The 16,814-nt window shown below is 73.7% G+C and carries 16 protein-coding genes; 9 read left to right on the plus strand and 7 right to left on the minus strand.

Annotated features, from left to right (window positions below; all coding sequences use genetic code 11):
• Window positions 1–11: 11 nt before the first annotated feature.
• The 5 genes from ABD976_RS08700 (at window position 12) to ABD976_RS08720 (ending at window position 2,950) form a co-directional block, all read left to right on the plus strand.
• On the plus strand, window positions 12–596 hold the full coding sequence (locus tag ABD976_RS08700; protein WP_345360005.1) for a hypothetical protein: 585 nt from the start codon (window positions 12–14) through the stop codon (window positions 594–596).
• A 60-nt stretch (window positions 597–656) separates the two neighbouring features.
• Entirely contained in the window at window positions 657–1,370 is a 714-nt protein-coding gene (locus tag ABD976_RS08705) for a YcnI family copper-binding membrane protein (protein ID WP_345360008.1), read from the plus strand.
• On the plus strand, window positions 1,367–1,885 hold the full coding sequence (locus ABD976_RS08710) for a copper resistance CopC family protein (RefSeq protein ID WP_345360011.1): 519 nt from the start codon (window positions 1,367–1,369) through the stop codon (window positions 1,883–1,885). The genes ABD976_RS08705 and ABD976_RS08710 overlap by 4 nt, the downstream gene beginning before the upstream one ends.
• A 265-nt stretch (window positions 1,886–2,150) precedes the next feature.
• Entirely contained in the window at window positions 2,151–2,618 is a 468-nt protein-coding gene (locus ABD976_RS08715; RefSeq protein ID WP_345360014.1) for a hypothetical protein, read from the plus strand.
• Window positions 2,615–2,950, plus strand: a complete 336-nt coding sequence (locus ABD976_RS08720) for a winged helix-turn-helix domain-containing protein (protein WP_345360017.1) — start codon at window positions 2,615–2,617, stop codon at window positions 2,948–2,950. The genes ABD976_RS08715 and ABD976_RS08720 overlap by 4 nt, the downstream gene beginning before the upstream one ends.
• A 170-nt stretch (window positions 2,951–3,120) precedes the next feature.
• Here the strand turns inward: ABD976_RS08720 and ABD976_RS08725 are convergent, their stop codons facing one another.
• From ABD976_RS08725 to ABD976_RS08735, 3 genes are all read right to left on the minus strand, one after another.
• Window positions 3,121–3,408, minus strand: coding sequence for a hypothetical protein (locus ABD976_RS08725; RefSeq protein WP_345360020.1), 288 nt, complete (start codon window positions 3,406–3,408; stop codon window positions 3,121–3,123).
• 146 nt (window positions 3,409–3,554) lie between these two features.
• Window positions 3,555–4,490, minus strand: a complete 936-nt coding sequence (locus ABD976_RS08730; RefSeq protein WP_345360023.1) for a phosphotransferase enzyme family protein — start codon at window positions 4,488–4,490, stop codon at window positions 3,555–3,557.
• Between the two features lie 56 nt (window positions 4,491–4,546).
• Window positions 4,547–5,914 carry a helix-turn-helix domain-containing protein gene (locus tag ABD976_RS08735; protein ID WP_345360026.1) on the minus strand — a complete coding sequence of 456 codons (1,368 nt, stop codon included), beginning with the start codon at window positions 5,912–5,914 and terminating at the stop codon, window positions 4,547–4,549.
• Between the two features lie 223 nt (window positions 5,915–6,137).
• Between ABD976_RS08735 and ABD976_RS08740 the strand changes: the two genes are divergently transcribed.
• Both ABD976_RS08740 and ABD976_RS08745 read left to right on the plus strand, forming a co-directional pair.
• A complete protein-coding gene (locus tag ABD976_RS08740) occupies window positions 6,138–6,395 on the plus strand; it encodes a hypothetical protein (protein ID WP_345360029.1) in 258 nt (85 codons plus the stop codon).
• 13 nt (window positions 6,396–6,408) lie between these two features.
• On the plus strand, window positions 6,409–6,747 hold the full coding sequence (locus tag ABD976_RS08745) for a hypothetical protein (RefSeq protein WP_345360032.1): 339 nt from the start codon (window positions 6,409–6,411) through the stop codon (window positions 6,745–6,747).
• Between the two features lie 422 nt (window positions 6,748–7,169).
• Here ABD976_RS08745 and ABD976_RS08750 read toward each other — a convergent pair whose 3' ends face one another.
• Complete coding sequence (locus tag ABD976_RS08750) at window positions 7,170–10,619, minus strand: L-tyrosine/L-tryptophan isonitrile synthase family protein (protein ID WP_345360035.1); 3,450 nt, start codon at window positions 10,617–10,619, stop codon at window positions 7,170–7,172.
• A 508-nt stretch (window positions 10,620–11,127) separates the two neighbouring features.
• Here ABD976_RS08750 and ABD976_RS08755 point away from each other — a divergent pair.
• A complete protein-coding gene (locus ABD976_RS08755) occupies window positions 11,128–11,706 on the plus strand; it encodes a TetR/AcrR family transcriptional regulator (RefSeq protein ID WP_345360610.1) in 579 nt (192 codons plus the stop codon).
• Here the strand turns inward: ABD976_RS08755 and ABD976_RS08760 are convergent.
• Window positions 11,676–12,854, minus strand: coding sequence for an amino acid deaminase/aldolase (locus ABD976_RS08760; protein WP_345360038.1), 1,179 nt, complete (start codon window positions 12,852–12,854; stop codon window positions 11,676–11,678). The two genes, ABD976_RS08755 and ABD976_RS08760, sit on opposite strands and share 31 nt — an antisense overlap.
• Before the next feature lie 475 nt (window positions 12,855–13,329).
• On the opposite strand from ABD976_RS08760, the gene ABD976_RS08765 reads away from it, so the two are divergent.
• Entirely contained in the window at window positions 13,330–14,646 is a 1,317-nt protein-coding gene (locus ABD976_RS08765) for a D-arabinono-1,4-lactone oxidase (RefSeq protein WP_345360041.1), read from the plus strand.
• A gap of 39 nt (window positions 14,647–14,685) precedes the next feature.
• On the opposite strand, the gene ABD976_RS08770 is transcribed toward ABD976_RS08765, so the two are convergent.
• Together ABD976_RS08770 and ABD976_RS08775 are read right to left on the minus strand one after the other, a co-directional pair.
• Complete coding sequence (locus tag ABD976_RS08770; RefSeq protein WP_345360044.1) at window positions 14,686–15,342, minus strand: SDR family oxidoreductase; 657 nt, start codon at window positions 15,340–15,342, stop codon at window positions 14,686–14,688.
• A gap of 670 nt (window positions 15,343–16,012) precedes the next feature.
• On the minus strand, window positions 16,013–16,645 hold the full coding sequence (locus ABD976_RS08775; protein WP_345360046.1) for a hypothetical protein: 633 nt from the start codon (window positions 16,643–16,645) through the stop codon (window positions 16,013–16,015).
• Between the last annotated feature and the right edge of the window lie 169 nt (window positions 16,646–16,814).

Raw genomic sequence — 16,814 nt, forward strand, 5'->3', positions numbered from 1 at the left:
ACTTGACCGTCGTGGTGGTCTACGTGGCTCCTGCGCAGGGCCTTGTGCGGGTCCTGCGCGGTGCTGTGCTGGCCATCACATCGGCATCACTGTCCGTAGCGGCGCATGCCGCCGCGGGCGGCGCGTTGCCTGGTCCGGGCAGCACCGCAGTGATCATCTCCCTCATCGCCGGTGCCGGTGCGGCGCTCGCTGGTCGCAAGCGCGGGTCGTGGAGCATTCTAGGGGCCCTGGCCGTGAGCCAGGGGGCACTTCACGCATTTCTCCAGCTCGTGGGCACTCACCAGCACGGCAGCGGGGTCGCTCCGATGCCGTTCTCGCCCTGGGAGATGACCGCCGGGCACGCCGCCGTCGCGGTCGGCACGGCCCTCGTGATGGCCCACGCGGAGCGCGCGCTGTTCGTGGCCGCCTCGTTGCTCGGACGCCTCCTGCCGCGCCGACCGTCGCCACTCCCCGTAGTCGCCGACGTGTGCCCGATCATGATTCCGGCGCCCGTCGTGCGCGTTCTGGCGGAGTTGATCGGACAGCGCATTCACGGACTTCGCGGCCCGCCCGGAACTCCCGTTTTCGATCACGATTCGGTGCCATCCGACACCTGATCGTTGTCAATTCGCATTCGCGCCACTATTCGCGCGCGATACCAGAACGGGAGAACAATCTTGTCCGAGAAGTCTCTCGGCGCGCGGTTCGCCGCCGCCGGAGCGATCAGCGCGCTGCTCGCCTTCGCCGGCGCGGGCACCGCGTCCGCCCACGTCAGCGCCCAACCCGGGGAGGCCCCGAAGGGCGGCCACGCCACCCTCGCGTTCCGGGTGCCCAACGAGCGCCCGGACGCGGGCACCGTGGCGATCCAGGTCACCCTGCCGACCGACACCCCGCTGAGCTCGGTGCGGACCAAGCCGCTGCCGGGCTGGACCGCCTCCGTGGAGAAGGTCACCCTGGACCGGCCGGTGCAGGTCGCCGGGGCCGAGGTCACCGAGGCCGTGCGTTCCATCACCTGGACCGCCCGGCCCGGCACCCGGATCGACCCCGGGGAGTACCAGGAGTTCGAGGCCAGCCTCGGCACGATGCCCACCGACACCGACACGCTGGTGCTGCCCACCGCGCAGACCTACGACAGCGGTGAGGTGGTCCGCTGGGACCAGCCGCCGGCCCCGGACGGCTCCGAACCGGAGCACCCGGCGCCGACGCTGACCCTGGTCGAGTCCGAGGACGGCCACTCGCACGGCGGCGGCTCCCACCAGGAGGACGGCGCCGCGGCGGCGGGCGGCGGCTCGGACGACACCGCCCGGTGGCTGGGCGGGGCCGGCCTGGTCGTCGGCGCGCTCGGGCTCGGCGTGGGCGCCGGCGCGCTGCTGCGGAGCAGGCGCTCATGAGGCGCGCGCTGGTGGTGACGGCCCTCGCGGTCGCCGCCCTGCTCGGCGGGGCGGGTCCGGCGTTGGCGCACAACGTGCTGGTCGGCAGCGACCCGGCCGAAGGGGCGCGGCTGGAGACCGGGCCCCGGGAGGTGGTGCTCACCTTCGACCAGCCGGTCCGCGCGGGTGAGGACTACAACACCGTGACCGTGGTCGGCCCCGGCGAGACCTACTGGACCGACGGGCAGGTGCGGATCGAGGGCAACTCGGTCGTCGCGCCGGTCCGCGAGCTCGGTCCGGCCGGGGAGTACGTGATCGGCTACCGCGTGCTGTCCAACGACGGCCACCCGGTGTCCGGCAAGGTCACGTTCAGCGTGGCCCAGGCCGGCTCGGGCACCCCGGCGCCGCCGCCGGAGGCCGCGTCCCAGGAGGAGGGCACCGGCGGGATGCCGGTCTGGCCGTGGATCGCGGGCGCCGCGGTGCTCGTGGTCCTCGGGATGGTGCTGGCCCTGCGCCTGGGCAAACCGAAGAAGTGACGTTCGGGCCCGGCCCGAGTTGAGTGAGGGTGCCCCTCACCTGGTTCCCGCCAGGTGGGGGGCACTTTTTCGTCCAGCACGTCCCCCGCCGAGCGGGCGGAACCCCACGCCGGGCGGTCGGCACCTGTCCTCGCGCCACCCCGCGTCCGCGCCCCGACCAGCGTTGATGACGTGCGTGGTCGGCGACTTCCCGGGTGGTGTGGCATCTACTTCCCAAGTCGGTTACGCTTTCCATATTGCAAGTACATGCGAGAGGGAGCCTCCGATGTCCGAGAAGTCCGAGCTCGACCAAGTTGCCGACGCACGCCGCCGCCTCGCGGCCCACGCCGAGTTCTCCACCTCCTACTGGGTGGTCAACGGCGTCCTCCTGGCGCTCGTGGCCGGCCTCCCGATCTGGTTCTCCTGGCTGGACGGGGGCGGTTCGCAGTACCTCCAGTGGGGGCTGGTGGCGGTGGTGCTCGCCTCGGCCGTCCACTCCTGGTCCCGGCGCCGCCGCTCCGGGGTCTACCTCCCCAAGCGGATCTACTCCTACCCCAGCGCCCGACTGATCTGGCTGGCCGGAATCGCGATCGCGGTGATCGGGTTCGGCAGCCTCTTCGCGCTGGTCGAGAACGGGCAGCGGCAGGTCGCGTTCGTGGTGTACCCGGTCCTGGCGATCGCCGTGCTCGTCATCCAGATCAAGACCCGCTCGGCGATGCGCCGGGACATCGAATCGGGCAAGGTCAAGCCGTGACCGGCCACGATCCCGGACCGGACCGGACGCCGGACGAGGGCGCGGGGCGGAACCCGATCTTCGAGACCGGACCCCGGCTGGCGCTGTGCGCGCTGCTGCAGGGCGCGAAGTGGGTCGACTTCGCCACGGCCCGCGACATGCTCGGCGCGAGCGACTCCGCGGTCTCCAAGCACAGCCGCACGCTGGAGGAAGCCGGCTACCTCGAAGTGCGCAAGGGCTCGGTGGGCCGTCGGCCGCGGACCTGGTTCCGGCTGACCAAGGAGGGCCGGGTCGCGATCCGCGGGCACCTCGACTGGCTCGCCGGCCTGCGCGACGCCCTCGACTCGTCCTGAGCCGCAGACCGCAGACCTGAGACCGCAGTCCCGTGCACGGCCGCCGCCGCCGTGCACGGGACGAGCACGTGGGCGGACGGGCGATCACCCCGGCAGGGGGACCGCCGGGCCGAAGATCGCCGTCCGGGCTCCCGCTGGGCGGAACAACCCGGATCTCGGTGAGCGGTAGCTCAGATTCGGTGAGTTGCTCCATCCGGGTGGAACGGATCGCCTTCGAGGCGCCGGAGCGCGGCGCGGCCCCGGGTCTCCAGCTCCCGGCGGGTGATCCAGCCCTGGCTGAAGTGCCGGTACGCCTGGCTCAGCCCGACGAGTTCGGCGAGCCGGTCGGCGGCGCGTTCCCGCAGGTCGTCCGGGAGTTCGGGCAGCAGCGCGAGCTGCGCGTCCACCACCTCGTCCAGGACCCGCGCGGAGCGCAGCGCGCGGCGACGCCGGAGGGGGAACGACTTGAAGAAGTTCATGGGTAACCCGTTCGCGCCGAGGTGCAGCCCGTTCGCTCGTATGGTTTACCCGCTCGGCGCGGCTTTCGTCACCATCCATCACCGAATGCCCGCACAAGCCAGGAGTTTTTCCCCCGAACGGCCTAGCGCATTCGGACGCATGAGCACTAACCGTACGGGGCCCACTGGGTGTCGAAGTCCCGCTCCCGGATCGCCCGCAGCCGGTGCCGCAACTGCTCCCGGACGCCCGGGTTGCTCCGCAGGATCGGCAGCGCGCTCACCGCGATCTTGAGCTCCCGCAAGTCGCGCAGCACCGGGAACCCGGGCCACGTGGTGACATCGCGACCGTAGGCGGCGGCGAACCGCTCGTAGCGCTCCGCCGGGTGCCCCATCCGCAGCCTGCCGACCGCCAGCGGCGTCAGGTCCCACTCCGGCGGGCCGACGCACATCGAGTCCAGGTCGCACAGCACCGGCCCGTCCGGCCCGGCGATCACGTTGCCCAGGTGCGCGTCGCCGTGCACCACCGTCCACGGCAGCGACAGGCTCATCTCCTCCAGGCGGTGCTCCACGTCGGCGCAGTGCCGCTCCAGGAAGCGCCGGTCCCCGGGGTCGAGCTCCTCGGCGTCGGCGAACTTGCGCCGCACGTCGCGCAACGGCTGCCACCAGGGCAGCACCGCGGGCGCGGGCAACTCGTGCAACCGGCGCAGCAGCCCGCCGAGGTGCTCGGCGGTCGCCGCCCCGACCTCCGGGACCGCCTCCCACAACGTCGCGACGTGCTCGCCGACCCGCACCGGCTGCTCCACGCCGGGCAGCAGCCGCACCGCCGGGACGTCGTGCTCGGCCAGCCAGCGCGCCGCCGCGACCACGTGCCCGGCGCGGTGCGCCAGCGACGGCGCCAGCACGATGCGCACCACCACGGGGTGCTCGCGCAGCCGGAAGACCGCGTTGTTGACGAAGCGCAGCAGCCGGGCGCCGCGGGGATCGAGACCGGCCGCCGCGCAGACGTCGGCCAGCGCCATCGCCAGCTTCGGGCCGCTGTAGCGCCCCGCGGGCGCGGAACGGGACGACCGCTCGCCGGTGCCCGAGCGGACTTGCGAAACCATGTGCTCCAACCGGGAAGAACCCGCCGCGGCGGGGGTCGTGCGCGAGGACGTCCGGATCAGGCGTCGCGGAACAACCGGACGTCCTCGACCAGCTCGCGGGCGTCGGGGTTCATCCGGTGCCGGGCCGCTTCGAGCTGCAGCGGGCGCATCCGGTCCACGATCCGCTGCGACTTGACCCGCTCGGCGAGCTGCAGCGCCTTGCGGCCGGTCCGGATGCCCTCCTGCAGGTCACCGGAGCGGATGTGGTTCGTCGCCTGCATGCTCAGCCCGAACACGTGCGAGCGCTGCATGCTCGGCCCGTAGGAGGCGTTGGCCTTCATCGTCGCGGCCACCGCCAGCGGCGCGTGCTTCTCCGGCGAGTACACCGCCAGCGCGTCCTGCGCCGAACCGATCATGCAGTGCAGGTCGTTGGCGTCGAAGAAGCGCACCCAGTCCGGGGCCTCGCGGCCGTCGTGCCGGGCGAACTCGTCCTTGGTGCGGCCGAGCATCTGCTGCACCTGGTCCGGCCGGTTGAGCATCCCGTAGGCCCACGCCTGGTTGGCGCTGAGCACCGCGACGGTCAGCGCGCAGCCGGACTCCTGGGCGGCGACCTGGCCGAGCTGGAACAGCTTCAGCGCCTCGTTGGGCTCCTGGTAGTGCAGGTAGACCCGACCCATCCGGTAGAGCACGCAGGCCACCAGGCCCTCGTCGCCGGCCTGCTTGGCGAACTCCAGGGCCTTGCCGAAGTGGCCGCGCGCCGGGTCGAGCAGCCCGGTGTCGAAGGACGTCCACCCCGCCAGGCTGTGCATGTCGGCCAGCGCGACGAACAGGTGCCTGCGCACCTGCTCGGTGGCGCTGGCGTCGAGGAGCTGCTGCGCCCAGGACAGCTGCGCGACCACCGCGTCGCGGCAGGTCCCGCCGCCGTAGCGGTAGTCCAGGTCGCGCAGCGCTTTGGTGGCGGCCTGGATCTGCTGCACGTCGGTCATGCCGATCCGGGTCGGTGCCGGCGTTTGCGCGCTGGCGGGGTTCCACGCGCTCGCCTCCACACCGAGCACCGCCGCGCCCATCGTCACGGTCGCGGCGTGGGACAGAAAGTTTCGGCGTTTCACCGACTCGTCCTCCTCAGCCTCGGGGTTCTTCGCCGAGCCGACCCGGACCGCCGTGGCCCCGTCGTAGGCGAGGCCCATGAACCCCCTCGGGATACCCAGCCCGTCAGCGATGCGCGCCAGCACGTCGTAGGCCATGACCTGCCGACCCTTGAGGATCTCGGACACCTCGGACTGCGACTGCCCCGTCGACGCCGCGATCTGCCGCTGCGAGACCCCGTGCCTGCGGAGCTGCTTGTAGATCTCGCTGACATCGCGCCGCGCCAACGCGTCCCGCATCTCCCGTTCGTTCCAGGTATCGGGAGTAACGGGCGAGCCGCTCGAACCGATGATGTTCATTTAGACCCCCTGACGCTCTGCACGGGCGTTGGTCGCAGAGTAAGGGCACTCCGTCAATGCGGTGAAGTGCGTTTCGGTAGAGGTGATCGGCAGGGCCGAAGTCCGCCGACCGTTCGTCGTCGCCGTCGGCCCGGTCGTCGCCTACCCGCTAGCCGCGGTGGCCGACGCACTCCAATCTAGTCATCAGCAAGCAACCGAGCACGGACGGGGAAAGGCGGAACCGGTGGACACCACGTCGCGGCAGGAGCAGGAGGGGATGGGCCGTCCGGCCGAGTCCGCTCCGGCGCCCGCCGACCGCCGCCGCTGGTGGCGCGTCGACTGCCGCGACGTGACGGGTTCCCGCCGCTTCCTGACCGTGCTGGTCAACCGGGACAGGGTGGTCCTCGTCGGACCGCCCGGCAATTCCTCGGCGCTGACCCGCACCGGAACGGTCCGGGTGAGCACGGCGCTGCGGGATGCCGCTTCTCAGGCGAGAAAGTGACGGTGACGCTTCGGTGGACGAGATACTGGGTCAGGTGCTGCGGCGCGCGGTGTGGGAGCGGCTGGACTTGCTGTCCGAACTGGCCGACCGCGCGGACGCCCCTTCCCTGCTCTCCGTGGCGCGCTCCGAACTCCCCCGGCTCACGGAGGGGTGGCGGACGCTGCTGGCCGCTCACGACGCCGACGACAAGGGCAACTGCCCGGAGTGCTCGAGCCGCTGGCGCCCCCAGAAAGCACCGTGCTCGGTGTGGCGCTCGGCCTACGAGCACCTGGTGAGCGGTGGCCTGGCCCCCCGTCCCGCCCGGCACCTGCGACCCGCGCCCGACGCGCGACCGGCGGCGCAGGTGCCGTAGACCGGCGGACCCGGGACCGGAAAGCACCACCCCCTCCCCGACCGGTTCCCGGGCCCGCCTGGCGGCGGTCGGCGACGCACCAGCCGTGCGCCCCCGACCTCGGCACCGCGTTCGCCGACCGCCGCTGAAAAACTCCACAGGGGTCCAGATTTCCGCGGGCCGGTGCTGACGCACTCCCCTCCCCCCGACCGGTGCTGGTCCGCGGACTCCACCTCTCCGGCTGCCGTTTCCCCGGACGGCCCGGAGGTGGGAAGGCACTGGTGGCTCGTCCCCCCGACACGGGCCACCAGTGCCTTCCGCTTCATCCACCCCTGCCCCGCGCCCGCGCCGCCGCGGGTTCCGCCAGCAGGTGAGGGGCACCCTTGTCCCAGATACTCGGGCAAGGGTGCCCCTCACTCAGTTCACATCCGGGTCAACGCGTCTCAGCGGCGGCGGAGGCGGATCCTGGCGGCGAAGTCCGGGTCCAGGCGCACGCCCCCGGACACCGCCGGTGGGGGTTCCGCGCCCCGCTGGGCCGGTACCGGTTGGTGGCCCGGCTCGGGGAGTTCGGTGCGGTCGGCCGGGACCATGAGCCAGGGCTGGCGGGGTCCGAGCAGCGGCGAGTACACCGGCACGAACCCCTGGTCCAGCGTCGAGATGGCGAAGTCCACCGCCACCTGGCCCCGGCCGTCGACCACCCCGGTGCCCTGCCACGGCAGCAGCCCGGACCCGCCGAGGTAGGTGAAGCCGAGGCATCCCGGGCGCGACGCGGTGACGGTGAGCCGGACCCGGTGCCCGAACATCCGCTCGTAGCCGAGGTCCTCGTCGACCTGCAACGTCGCCAGGTAGCGGATCGCGGTGCGCCACGCCCGGCGCAGCACCGCCGACCGCTCGGCGCGCACCGCGGCGGGCACCCCGCGATCGGTGGTGTTGTAGATGTCGGCGTAGACCGCCGCCGACCAGGCCAGCCGGTCACCGCCGGGCGGCTCGCCCACCGGCACCGAGTAGATCAGCGACATCAGCATCTCGCGGAACAGCCCGACGATGTGCGGGCGCAGGCCGGTGATGCCCGCGGTGCGCTCGTGCACCCGCTCCAGGGTGCGCAACGGCTCGTCGGTGATGTCGAAGTCCCGCAGCGAATCCGCGAGCAGCGCCCGGTAGCGGCTGATCCGCGCCGCGCGCACCGCGTGCAGGTCCGGCCCGAGCCGCTGCCCGGCGACCTCGTCGATCTCCTCCACCGTGGTGCAGTCGGCGATGCCCACCAGCTCGACGTACTCGCGCAGCTTGCGCCGGTACGCCTCGGTGATGGCGGGCGGGCGGCTCCGGAAGTGCCGCCCGTCGCTGAGGATGTTGAAGTGCAGCCCCGGCGGGTGGATCGCGCTGACCGCCCGCTGCAGCTCGCGCAGCCGGGCCAGGCCGCCGAGCTCGGCCAGGTCGGGCAGCGGCCCGGCGGCCTTGAGCCGGTTCAGGCACTGCTTGACCGGGAAGCCCAGCAGCACCACGTCGATCGGCCGGTCCTGCCGGAGGAACGGCTCGACGTCCCGGCGCAGGTCCTCGACGGGGTAGTGCGCCCGGGCGCCCTTGATGAACTGCTTGCGGGTGAGCACGTGGTGCAGCGCCCGGACCACCCGGTCCCGGCGGTCGGGCAGCGCGCGGCACCGGTCCAGGCCGAACTTGGCGGCGGCGCCGCGGGCGACCCGGGCCGCGGCGCGGTCCCCGTCGGCCAGGATCGACCCGACGATGGACAGCGACTCCGACTCGCTCAGGTGCACCGCCCAGCGCCGCGCGAGCCGGTTCTGCCGCAGCGCGCCGACCTGCAACTCCTCCAGGGAGTGCGTGTGCGACAGGCGCGGTCCCGACCGCGGCCGGGGGCTGGTCTCGAAGGTCGCGATCACCGCGTCGGTGTCCACCGCGGGTTCCTCCGGCGGGTGCTCGGTGGCCAGTCCGGGCGCGGCGACGGCCACCGGCAGCGCGCCGGTGAACTCCTTGGCCACCGCGAGCCGGTTGGCCACCAGGTCGTCGAACACCGCCACCACGTCGACCGGTCCGAGGTCGCGCAACCGCTCGACGGTGAGCTCGCAGCGCGGGCGGGTGCGGTCGTCGGGCAGGAACAGCAGCGTCGCGGCGGGCACCCCGGCGGCGCGCAGCACGTCCTCGGTGTGCTCCCGGTAGCGCTCCCGCCTGCCGGTGCAGAACACCACCCGGCCGCCCGCGTCCTGCACGTCCCACACGAACCGGGCCAACCCGGCGTTGACGCCGTCGCCGCGCAACCGATCCTGCGGCCGGGACAGGAAGGCGCGCAGGAACTCGGAGCGCACTTGGTGCCAGTCCACCTCCGGGTACCGGCCGCGCAGCCCGCAGCGGTCCACGAAGTGCCGCCAGGTGGACACCGCGTGGGTGGGCAGCACCGGCAGCGCGCCGGGTCCGGAGAACTCCGGGATGCCCTCCGGCGCACCGGGGCGCGGGCCGGACACCGAGCGCACCGCGTCGAGGATGCGCTGCAACGGCAGCAGCGCGCACAGGTCGACGTCGATGACCACGGCGGGCTGCGGCAGCCCGGGATCCCACCGCCGCCGCCGGGTCCGCTCCTGCACCCGGCCGAGCACGTCGGTGAGCACCGCGTGCTGCTCCTCCGGCACCGAGTGCACGAAGCACCGCAGCGGATGCCGGCCGCCGAGCAGTTCCGCGGTGCGCGGGGCGAGGTAGCGCAGCTCCTCGCCGATCACCCGGTCCACCGCCCGGCGCACCGACCGGTAGCCGGGTCCGGTCCGGCCGAACCCCTCGCTGAGCCGGTCCAGGGTGCCGACCAGCGCCTGCACCCCGGCGGCGACCTCGGCCTCGGTGGGCCGCTCCGACACCCGCGCGCAGTCGGTGACCACCACCCGGCCGGTGGCCTCCAGCTCCGGGGACAGCTCGAAGCCGACCCCGGCGGCGTCCAGCGAGAACAGCCCGAGCCGGTGGCCGTCCAGGGCGAGCCGGAAGGTGCGCAGCAGCGGCCGGACGAAGTGCTCCAGGAAGTGGTCCAGGCCGTCCTCGTGCCGCTCGAAGCGGTTGCCGACGACCGTGCGCAGCAGCTTCGGCGGCTCCCCCGGCCCGCCGAGCAGCGCGGCGAGCGGGGCGACCACGGTGCCGCCGGGATGCGCGGGATGCGCGGGTGCGGGGTCGGGGACGCGGGCCAGCGCGGCCGTTCCGCTGCCCGCGTCGACCACCGCGGCCGGGGTCGGCTGCGTCGCGCAGTGCATCCGCAGCACCGGGTCGGACTCCACCGCCGCCGCCAGCCGCCGCCAGCCCCGGATGCGGTGCAGCACCTCGGTCCGGTCACCGGCCACGTCGAGCTGCAACGACCGGCCCGCGCGGGTCGCCGGTCGCGGCGCGGTCCCGGTCAGCGCGGCGACGCAGTCGCGGACCAGGTGGTCCTCCGGCCCGGCGGTGATCACCTCGCCGGGCGGGGCGGGCGGCGCGGGCGCGATCGGCCGGGCCGCCCCGGGGAGCGAACCGGTCAGCCGCCGCAGCCACTCCGGGTCGTAGCGCTGCCGGGTGCGGCGCAACCGGATCAGCGCCCGGTAGAGGTCGGTCCAGCGCGGGTCCCGCCCCAGCGGCAGGCCGCGCCCGGTGCCGGGCCCGGTGAGCAGCAGCCGACCGCACCGGTCGCGGTCCAGCCGGAGGCCGTAGCGGCCGGCCGCGAGCAGCGCGTCGGCCTCGGCCGGGTCCAGCGGCGACCACGGGTCGGGCGCCGGCGGCGGCTCGGTGTCCCGGTGGACCGGGTGGAGTTCGGCGAGTCGGGCGGTCACGGGGCCGTGCGGCCCGCCGCTCGGCGGTCTGCTGGTGCGGGTCCTGCCGTGCGGGCAGCCGACGTGGCGCGCCGCCCGCTGATCCCCCCTGCTGGTGTCCATCGAGCCAGCACAGCACGATGAACGCACCGGAAACGAGAGGCGTCTGCGCAGTAACCCACGTTGACCTTCCTGCCGCGGAGCACGACGACGGACTCACGCTAGATAGTGACCTTGCGCGCTGACAACATGACTGAATGCATATGCCGCAGCCGTAACGCGGCGCTCCCGTCCGCCGATCCGCCCGGCCCCGGGGGCTCCGCCGCTGGAAGGAACGGTCAAGATGTCTGACCCGGAATCACCTGTTCGTATGATCAACTTTCGGCGAGTCCGGGACGCGTGCGGGCATTTCGACCGGGAAACTGTCCAGAGCACCGGATTCGAGGACAATCCTCACCGGACCGTCGTCGTCCCGACCGTCGAGCACCCGCTCGGCAGCCCCGCCGCCGCCGGCGGTGGGCGATCGGCGGCGCGGGCCGGGTCGCGTGATCGAGGAGTCGCCTTGCCAGCCGAAGCAACCCCCTTGCGCCGCAAGCCCGTCCAGCAACGCAGCGCGCAACGCGTCGAGAAGATGCTGGTCGCCTGCGCCCAACTCATCGACGAGGTCGGCTACGACGGGTTGACGACGACCCTGATCGCCGAGCGGGCCGGCGTGGCGGTCGGTTCGCTGTACCAGTTCTTCCCGGACAAGCGGGCGGTCGTGCAGGAACTGACGCTGCGCAACCTGGACCGCTTCGTGCGCACCATCTCGGCCCGCTTCGAGGAGCTGGAGCTGGAGCACTGGTGGGACGCGGTGGGCGCGGTCTTCGACGTCTACCTCACCATGCACCGCGAGGTCCCGGCGTTCAGCAGGCTGCACTTCGGCGACGTGGTGGACCTGCGGCTGCTCGACCCGGGCAAGGACAACAACGCGGTCATCGCCGAGCAGCTCACCACGCTCATCTCGGCGCGGTTCGGCATCGAGCTGACCGACCTGGCGCTCCCGCTGGCGGTGGCGGTGGAGGCCGCCGACGCCATCCTGCACATGGCGTTCCGGCGCGATCCGGCGGGTGACGACGCGCTGGTCGCCGAGGCGAAGGAGCTGGTGCGCGGCTACCTGTCCACCCGGATGCCCGCCGATCAGCCGAAGCACCTGCCCTCGCCCCGGTAGGTCGGCGTGGCGGCGACCGGCCCGTCCGCGCCGATCAGGTGGTAGTGGGTGAACCGCTCGGCGAGCTCCCCCGCCTTGGCCGGCCGGAACCACACCCGGTCGCCGAGGCGGAGCCGCCGGGCGGCCGGACCGGTCACCGGCGTCTGCACCTCGCCCGCGCCTTCGGTGCCGAGCAGCCGGAGCCCGGCGGGCAGGTGCGGCGCGGGCACCTTGTCCGCGCCCGCCGGGCCGGAGGCGATGTAGCCGCCGCTGAAGGCGGTGGCGACCCGGCGGGTCGGCCGGTGCACCACGGGCAGCGCGTACAGCAGCGCCGGTTCGGGGTGGAACGCGCGGTAGCGGTCGAACAGCGTCGGGCCGATCAGCCCGGACCCGGCGGCGACCTCGGTGATCGCGCCGTCGGCCCGGGTGCGCTCCAGGCTCCCGGTCCCGCCGCCGTTGACGAACTCCAGCGGGGCCAGCGCGCCCACCGCGCGCACCACCTCGGCCCGGCGGTCGGCGAGCTCGGCCGCCGAGCGCCGCTGGATCCAGCGCAGCACCGCACCGCGCACCGGCGCGCCGGTCGGCGCGTCGCCGAGCCCGGCGATCTGGCCCTCGTAGGCCATCAGCCCGACAAGCCGGAAACCGCGGCGCCGCACCAGTTCCTCGGCCGCCCGGCGGGCCTGGGCGGCGGTGTGCACCGGCGAGCGGCGGGTGCCCACGTGGACGCCGGGCAGCGGCCGCCAGGACGCGTCGACCTCCAGGCAGAGCCGGATCTCGGGGTGCTGAGCGCCGAGCGCCGCGTCGATCACGTCGAGGTGCTCCGCGGAGTCGACCACCAGGGTGATCGCCGCCGCGGCGGCGGGGTCGGCGGCCAGTGCGCGCAGCGCGGCCCGGTCGGCCGTCGGGTAGGCGACCAGCAGGTCGTCCGAGGTCCCGCACCGGTGCAGCCACAGCGCTTCGGCCAGCGAATAGCACATCAGCCCGGCGAAACCGGGCCGGTCGAGCACCCGGCGCAGCAGCTCGCGGCAGCGGACCGACTTGGTGGCGATCCGGATCGGCACCCCGGCCGCCCGCCGGACCAGGTCGTCGGCGTTGTGGTCCAGGGCATCGAGCCCGACCACCGCGAAGGGCGGGTCGAGCTCGGCGGTCACCGCATCGAGCGTGCGCACAGCACCAACGGTAAGCCGAGAACCCTTGTTATGCGAATCCGTTTCACATAACTTCCCCCAATCAGCACCCGCCGCGCCCGCCCGGAGGTGTCCCGCCCATGCCGCAACCCCCACCAGAAGCGAGGCGCCCACCCGGACCACCCACCCCCGACCTCGCTCAGGAAGCAGGTGAGGGGCCCCCTTGCCCCGGCAAGGACCGCTTCCAGGATGGCCTGCGTGGCGGTGCCGGTGGCGGAACCTCAGCGGCCTTCTCGCTGCGGGAGCCGCTCCTGATGTACCAACGACGTGCCCGCGCCCCTCACCTGCCCCTCGAACGGGTGAGGACGGGGGCTTCGAGGTGGTCTGCGGAGGCCGCTTCACCCGGACGGTGGATGAGTGCGGGGCACCTTCATCCGACATACCCGGATGAAGGTGCCCCGCACCCGGTTCCCGGAGCGCGGGTCGGGGCGGGGCTGGTGGTGATGGGGGCGTCGTGGTGAGGTCTTGGTCGAACTGGGCGGGCACCTCCGCCGCCGAACCGTCCGGGCGGCTCCGGCCGCTCGACGTCGACGCCGCCGCCGAGGCGCTGCGCGCCGCCGTCCGCGACGGGCGCACCGTCCGACCGCTGGGCAGCGGCCACTCGTTCACCGGAATCGGCGCACCCGAGGGCGCGCTGGCCCTGGACCTGTCGGCGTGGTCCGGGATCGTGCGCGCCGACCGGGACAGCGGCCTGGTCACCGCGCGGGCGGGCACCCCGCTGCACCGGCTCAACGCCGAACTCGACGCGCTCGGGCTCGCCCTGCCCAACCTCGGCGACATCGACCGGCAGACCGTGGCGGGCGCGCTGGCCACCGGCACCCACGGCACCGGCGCCCGGCTCGGCGGGCTCGCCGCCCAGGTCGCCGAGCTGGAACTGCTGCTCGCCGACGGCACGACGCGGCGCTGCTCGCCGACCGCGCACCCGGAGCTGTTCGCCGCGGCGCGGGTCGGGCTCGGCGCGCTCGGCGTGGTCACCGAGGTCACCCTGCGCTGCGTCCCCGCGTTCGCGCTGGCCGCCGACGAGCGCCCGGTACCGCTCGACGCCGTGCTGGAGGGGTTCGACGAGCTCGTCGACGGCAACGACCACGCCGAGTTCTACTGGTTCCCGCACAGCCCGCTCGCCCTGGTCAAGCGGAACAACCGGCTGCCCGCGGACGCCGAGCCCGCACCGCTGCCGCCGTGGCGGCACCACGTCGAGTACGAGCTGCTGGAGAACCGGCTGTTCGGCGCGGTGTGCCGGATCGGCCGGGCGCTGCCCGGACTGGTCCGGCCGCTGAACCGGTTGTGCGGCGCCACCTGGTCGGCCCGCTCCTACAGCGACCGCTCGCACCGGGTGTTCACCACCCCGCGCAGCGTGCGCTTCGTCGAATCCGAGTACGCGGTGCCCCGCGAGTCGCTGGTCGACGTGCTGCGCGAGCTGCGCGCGGCGGTGCGCGGGCTGGAGCACCCGGTGATGTTCCCGGTCGAGGTGCGGGTCGCCGACGCCGACGACGCCTGGCTGTCCACCGCGCACCGGCGCCGCAGCGCCTACGTCGCGGTGCACCAGTTCGCCGGGATGCCCTACCGGCACTGGTTCTCGGTGCTCGCCGACATCGCCGACGCCGCGGGCGGCCGACCGCACTGGGGCAAGCTGCACCGGCTGGACGCCGCGGCGCTGCGCGAGCGGTACCCGAGGTTCGACGACTTCGGCCGGGTCCGCGCCGAGGTCGACCCCGGCGGCACGTTCCGCAACCCCTACCTCGACCGCGTCCTCGGTCCCCGGCCCTGTGGATAACTCGCCGGACCGGTGGAGCACCGAACGGGCGAACCGGGCTCAGCTCAGGGTCGCCCGGACCGCCTCGTCGATCGGCACGTCACCGCCGACGACCTCCAGCGCCCGGTGCGAGGTGCGCGGCTGGTCGAGCAGCGCGACCACCACCGAGGCGACGTCGGCGCGGGTCACCTCGCCGCGCTCGACCGAGACCTCCAACCGCACCCGGCCGGTGGCGGCGTCGTCGGTGAGCCGCCCCGGGCGCAGGATCGTCCAGTCGAGGTCGCGCTGCCGCAGGTCGGCCTCCGCCGCGCGCTTGGCGTCGAGGTAGGCGCCGAAGACCTCACCCACGTCCGGCGGGTTCGGCCGGGTGGTCCCCATCGCGCTGATCTGCACGAACCGCCGGACACCGGCCCGTTCCGCGGCCTCGGCGAGCAGCACCGAGCCGCCCCGGTCGACGGTGTCCTTGCGGGGCGCGCCGCTGCCCGGACCGGCCCCGGCGGCGAACACGGCGGCGTCCGCGCCGGTGATCAGACCGACCAGCTCGCCCGACTCGGCGGCCTCCAGATCGACGATCGCGGGCTCGATGCCGTCGGCCCCCAGCTCGTCGGCGTGGTCCTGGTTGCGGACCAGCCCGAGGACCGAGTCACCGCGTCCGACGAGCTCGCGTCCGAGTTGGCGGGCGATCTTCCCGTGGGCTCCGGCAATCACGATGCGCATGGTCCTCACGGTACTGACGGCGCGCGGTTCCGGCGCGGCACCGACCTGTGGACAACTCCCGCGGACCTGTGGACAACTCCACGGTGCCCACCGGCATCTCGCGCCCGATCCCGGTGGGCACCGCACGCGTCGGACCGGCCTTCGGGGCGGCCGGGGACGCGGAGACCACCACGCCGACGGGCGGCCTCCTCAGCGGCGCCCCTCGGGGGCGGGGACACCGCGGGCGCTGCGGGCGGCAGCGCGGTCGGGACGGGGGAGTCCCGCGAACACCGGTCCCGGGAAGCCCCCGCACGGCGGCGAAGCAACCAGAACCGGCGCAACACCAAGCAACCGGCAAAGCAACCACACGAGCACAAAGCAACCGCCGGACAAGCGGCGAAGCCGGAGCTCCGCCACCAAAGCACGAGCCAACCACCGTCAGGCAAGCGGCAAAGCCGCTTCCGCCTTGCCTCACCCTCGCAGCTTGCACCGCCGCGGGTTCTCAGCGGTCTTCTCGCGAGGACGCCCTGACGCTGTGTACGTGGTTGGTACATGAGGAAGGGCGCCCGGAGCGAGAAGGCCGCTGAGGTTCCGCCACCCGCACCGCACCAACACGACCACCGCACCTCTTCCCGACGAGAAGGCCGCTGAGGTTCCGCCACCGGCACCGCCCCGCAAAGCGACCGCACACTCAACCCCGCGACGGGGTTGGTACTTCTGTCTCTACCAACTGCCCGTACACCACCTCGTTCACCCAGCGCGAGATGGCGGTGTCCTCCCCCGGCTCGGCGAAGCCGCGGCCGGGCAGTTCCACCCGCACCTCGTCGGCGTCCGCGCTGAGCACCGCGATGCCGAACTGCCGGGCCCGGATGAGGCAGGTCTCGGCGAAGTCCGGTGCGACCGCGACGCTCTTGGGCACCACGATCGCGGTCGCGGCGAACCGGGCGAAGGGCACCGCCGCGGTGAGCGCGGTGCGCCAGTGCCGGGCCGGGGCCAGCAGGCCGCTGATCCGGGCGGCGGCCGGCGGCACCCGGCCGGACATCTCGGGCCAGACCCAGGTGGCGATCTCGGCGCGGTCCAGCACCGGGGCGCTGCCCAGGCACAGCCGCTCGGCGTGGGCCTCGGGCACCAGCTCGGCGACGGCCACGACGCGGCGGCCGAGGAGCTTGACCGGGGGCAGCACGCTGCCCGGCCAGCCCAGCGGATCCACCGCGGCCTCGAGGAGCGTGCCCATCGCGGTGGAGAAGCCCAGCGGTGACCGATCCCCGGCCGGGTCGACCCGTGCCTCGCCGTCGATCGCGGTACGTCCCGGTGTTCCGGTCACGACTTTCCGCCTCCCTTGAAGCACCTCGCTTGCACTTCCGCAGGCCCGCCGCTGCGGGCCTCCCCGATTTGAACAGCTCGCCCGACGGACCGCGCTGTCCAGCGGGGGGTGCTGCGACCGGCGGCGCGCTTGGATCGGTGACTGGTCGACGAATGACAACGGGACTTCA

This window comes from Saccharopolyspora cebuensis (genome assembly GCF_039542665.1).
Taxonomy (GTDB): domain Bacteria; phylum Actinomycetota; class Actinomycetes; order Mycobacteriales; family Pseudonocardiaceae; genus Saccharopolyspora; species Saccharopolyspora cebuensis.

Coding starts and splice junctions, on each gene's coding strand:
- ABD976_RS08710 (WP_345360011.1), top strand. CDS start 1,367: ATGAGGCGCGCGCTGGTGGTGACGGCCCTCGCGGTCGCCGCCCTGCTC.
- ABD976_RS08715 (WP_345360014.1), top strand. CDS start 2,151: ATGTCCGAGAAGTCCGAGCTCGACCAAGTTGCCGACGCACGCCGCCGC.
- ABD976_RS08725 (WP_345360020.1), bottom strand. CDS start 3,408: ATGAACTTCTTCAAGTCGTTCCCCCTCCGGCGTCGCCGCGCGCTGCGC.
- ABD976_RS08730 (WP_345360023.1), bottom strand. CDS start 4,490: ATGGTTTCGCAAGTCCGCTCGGGCACCGGCGAGCGGTCGTCCCGTTCC.
- ABD976_RS08735 (WP_345360026.1), bottom strand. CDS start 5,914: ATGAACATCATCGGTTCGAGCGGCTCGCCCGTTACTCCCGATACCTGG.
- ABD976_RS08750 (WP_345360035.1), bottom strand. CDS start 10,619: ATGGACACCAGCAGGGGGGATCAGCGGGCGGCGCGCCACGTCGGCTGC.
- ABD976_RS08755 (WP_345360610.1), top strand. CDS start 11,128: ATGCTGGTCGCCTGCGCCCAACTCATCGACGAGGTCGGCTACGACGGG.
- ABD976_RS08770 (WP_345360044.1), bottom strand. CDS start 15,342: ATGCGCATCGTGATTGCCGGAGCCCACGGGAAGATCGCCCGCCAACTC.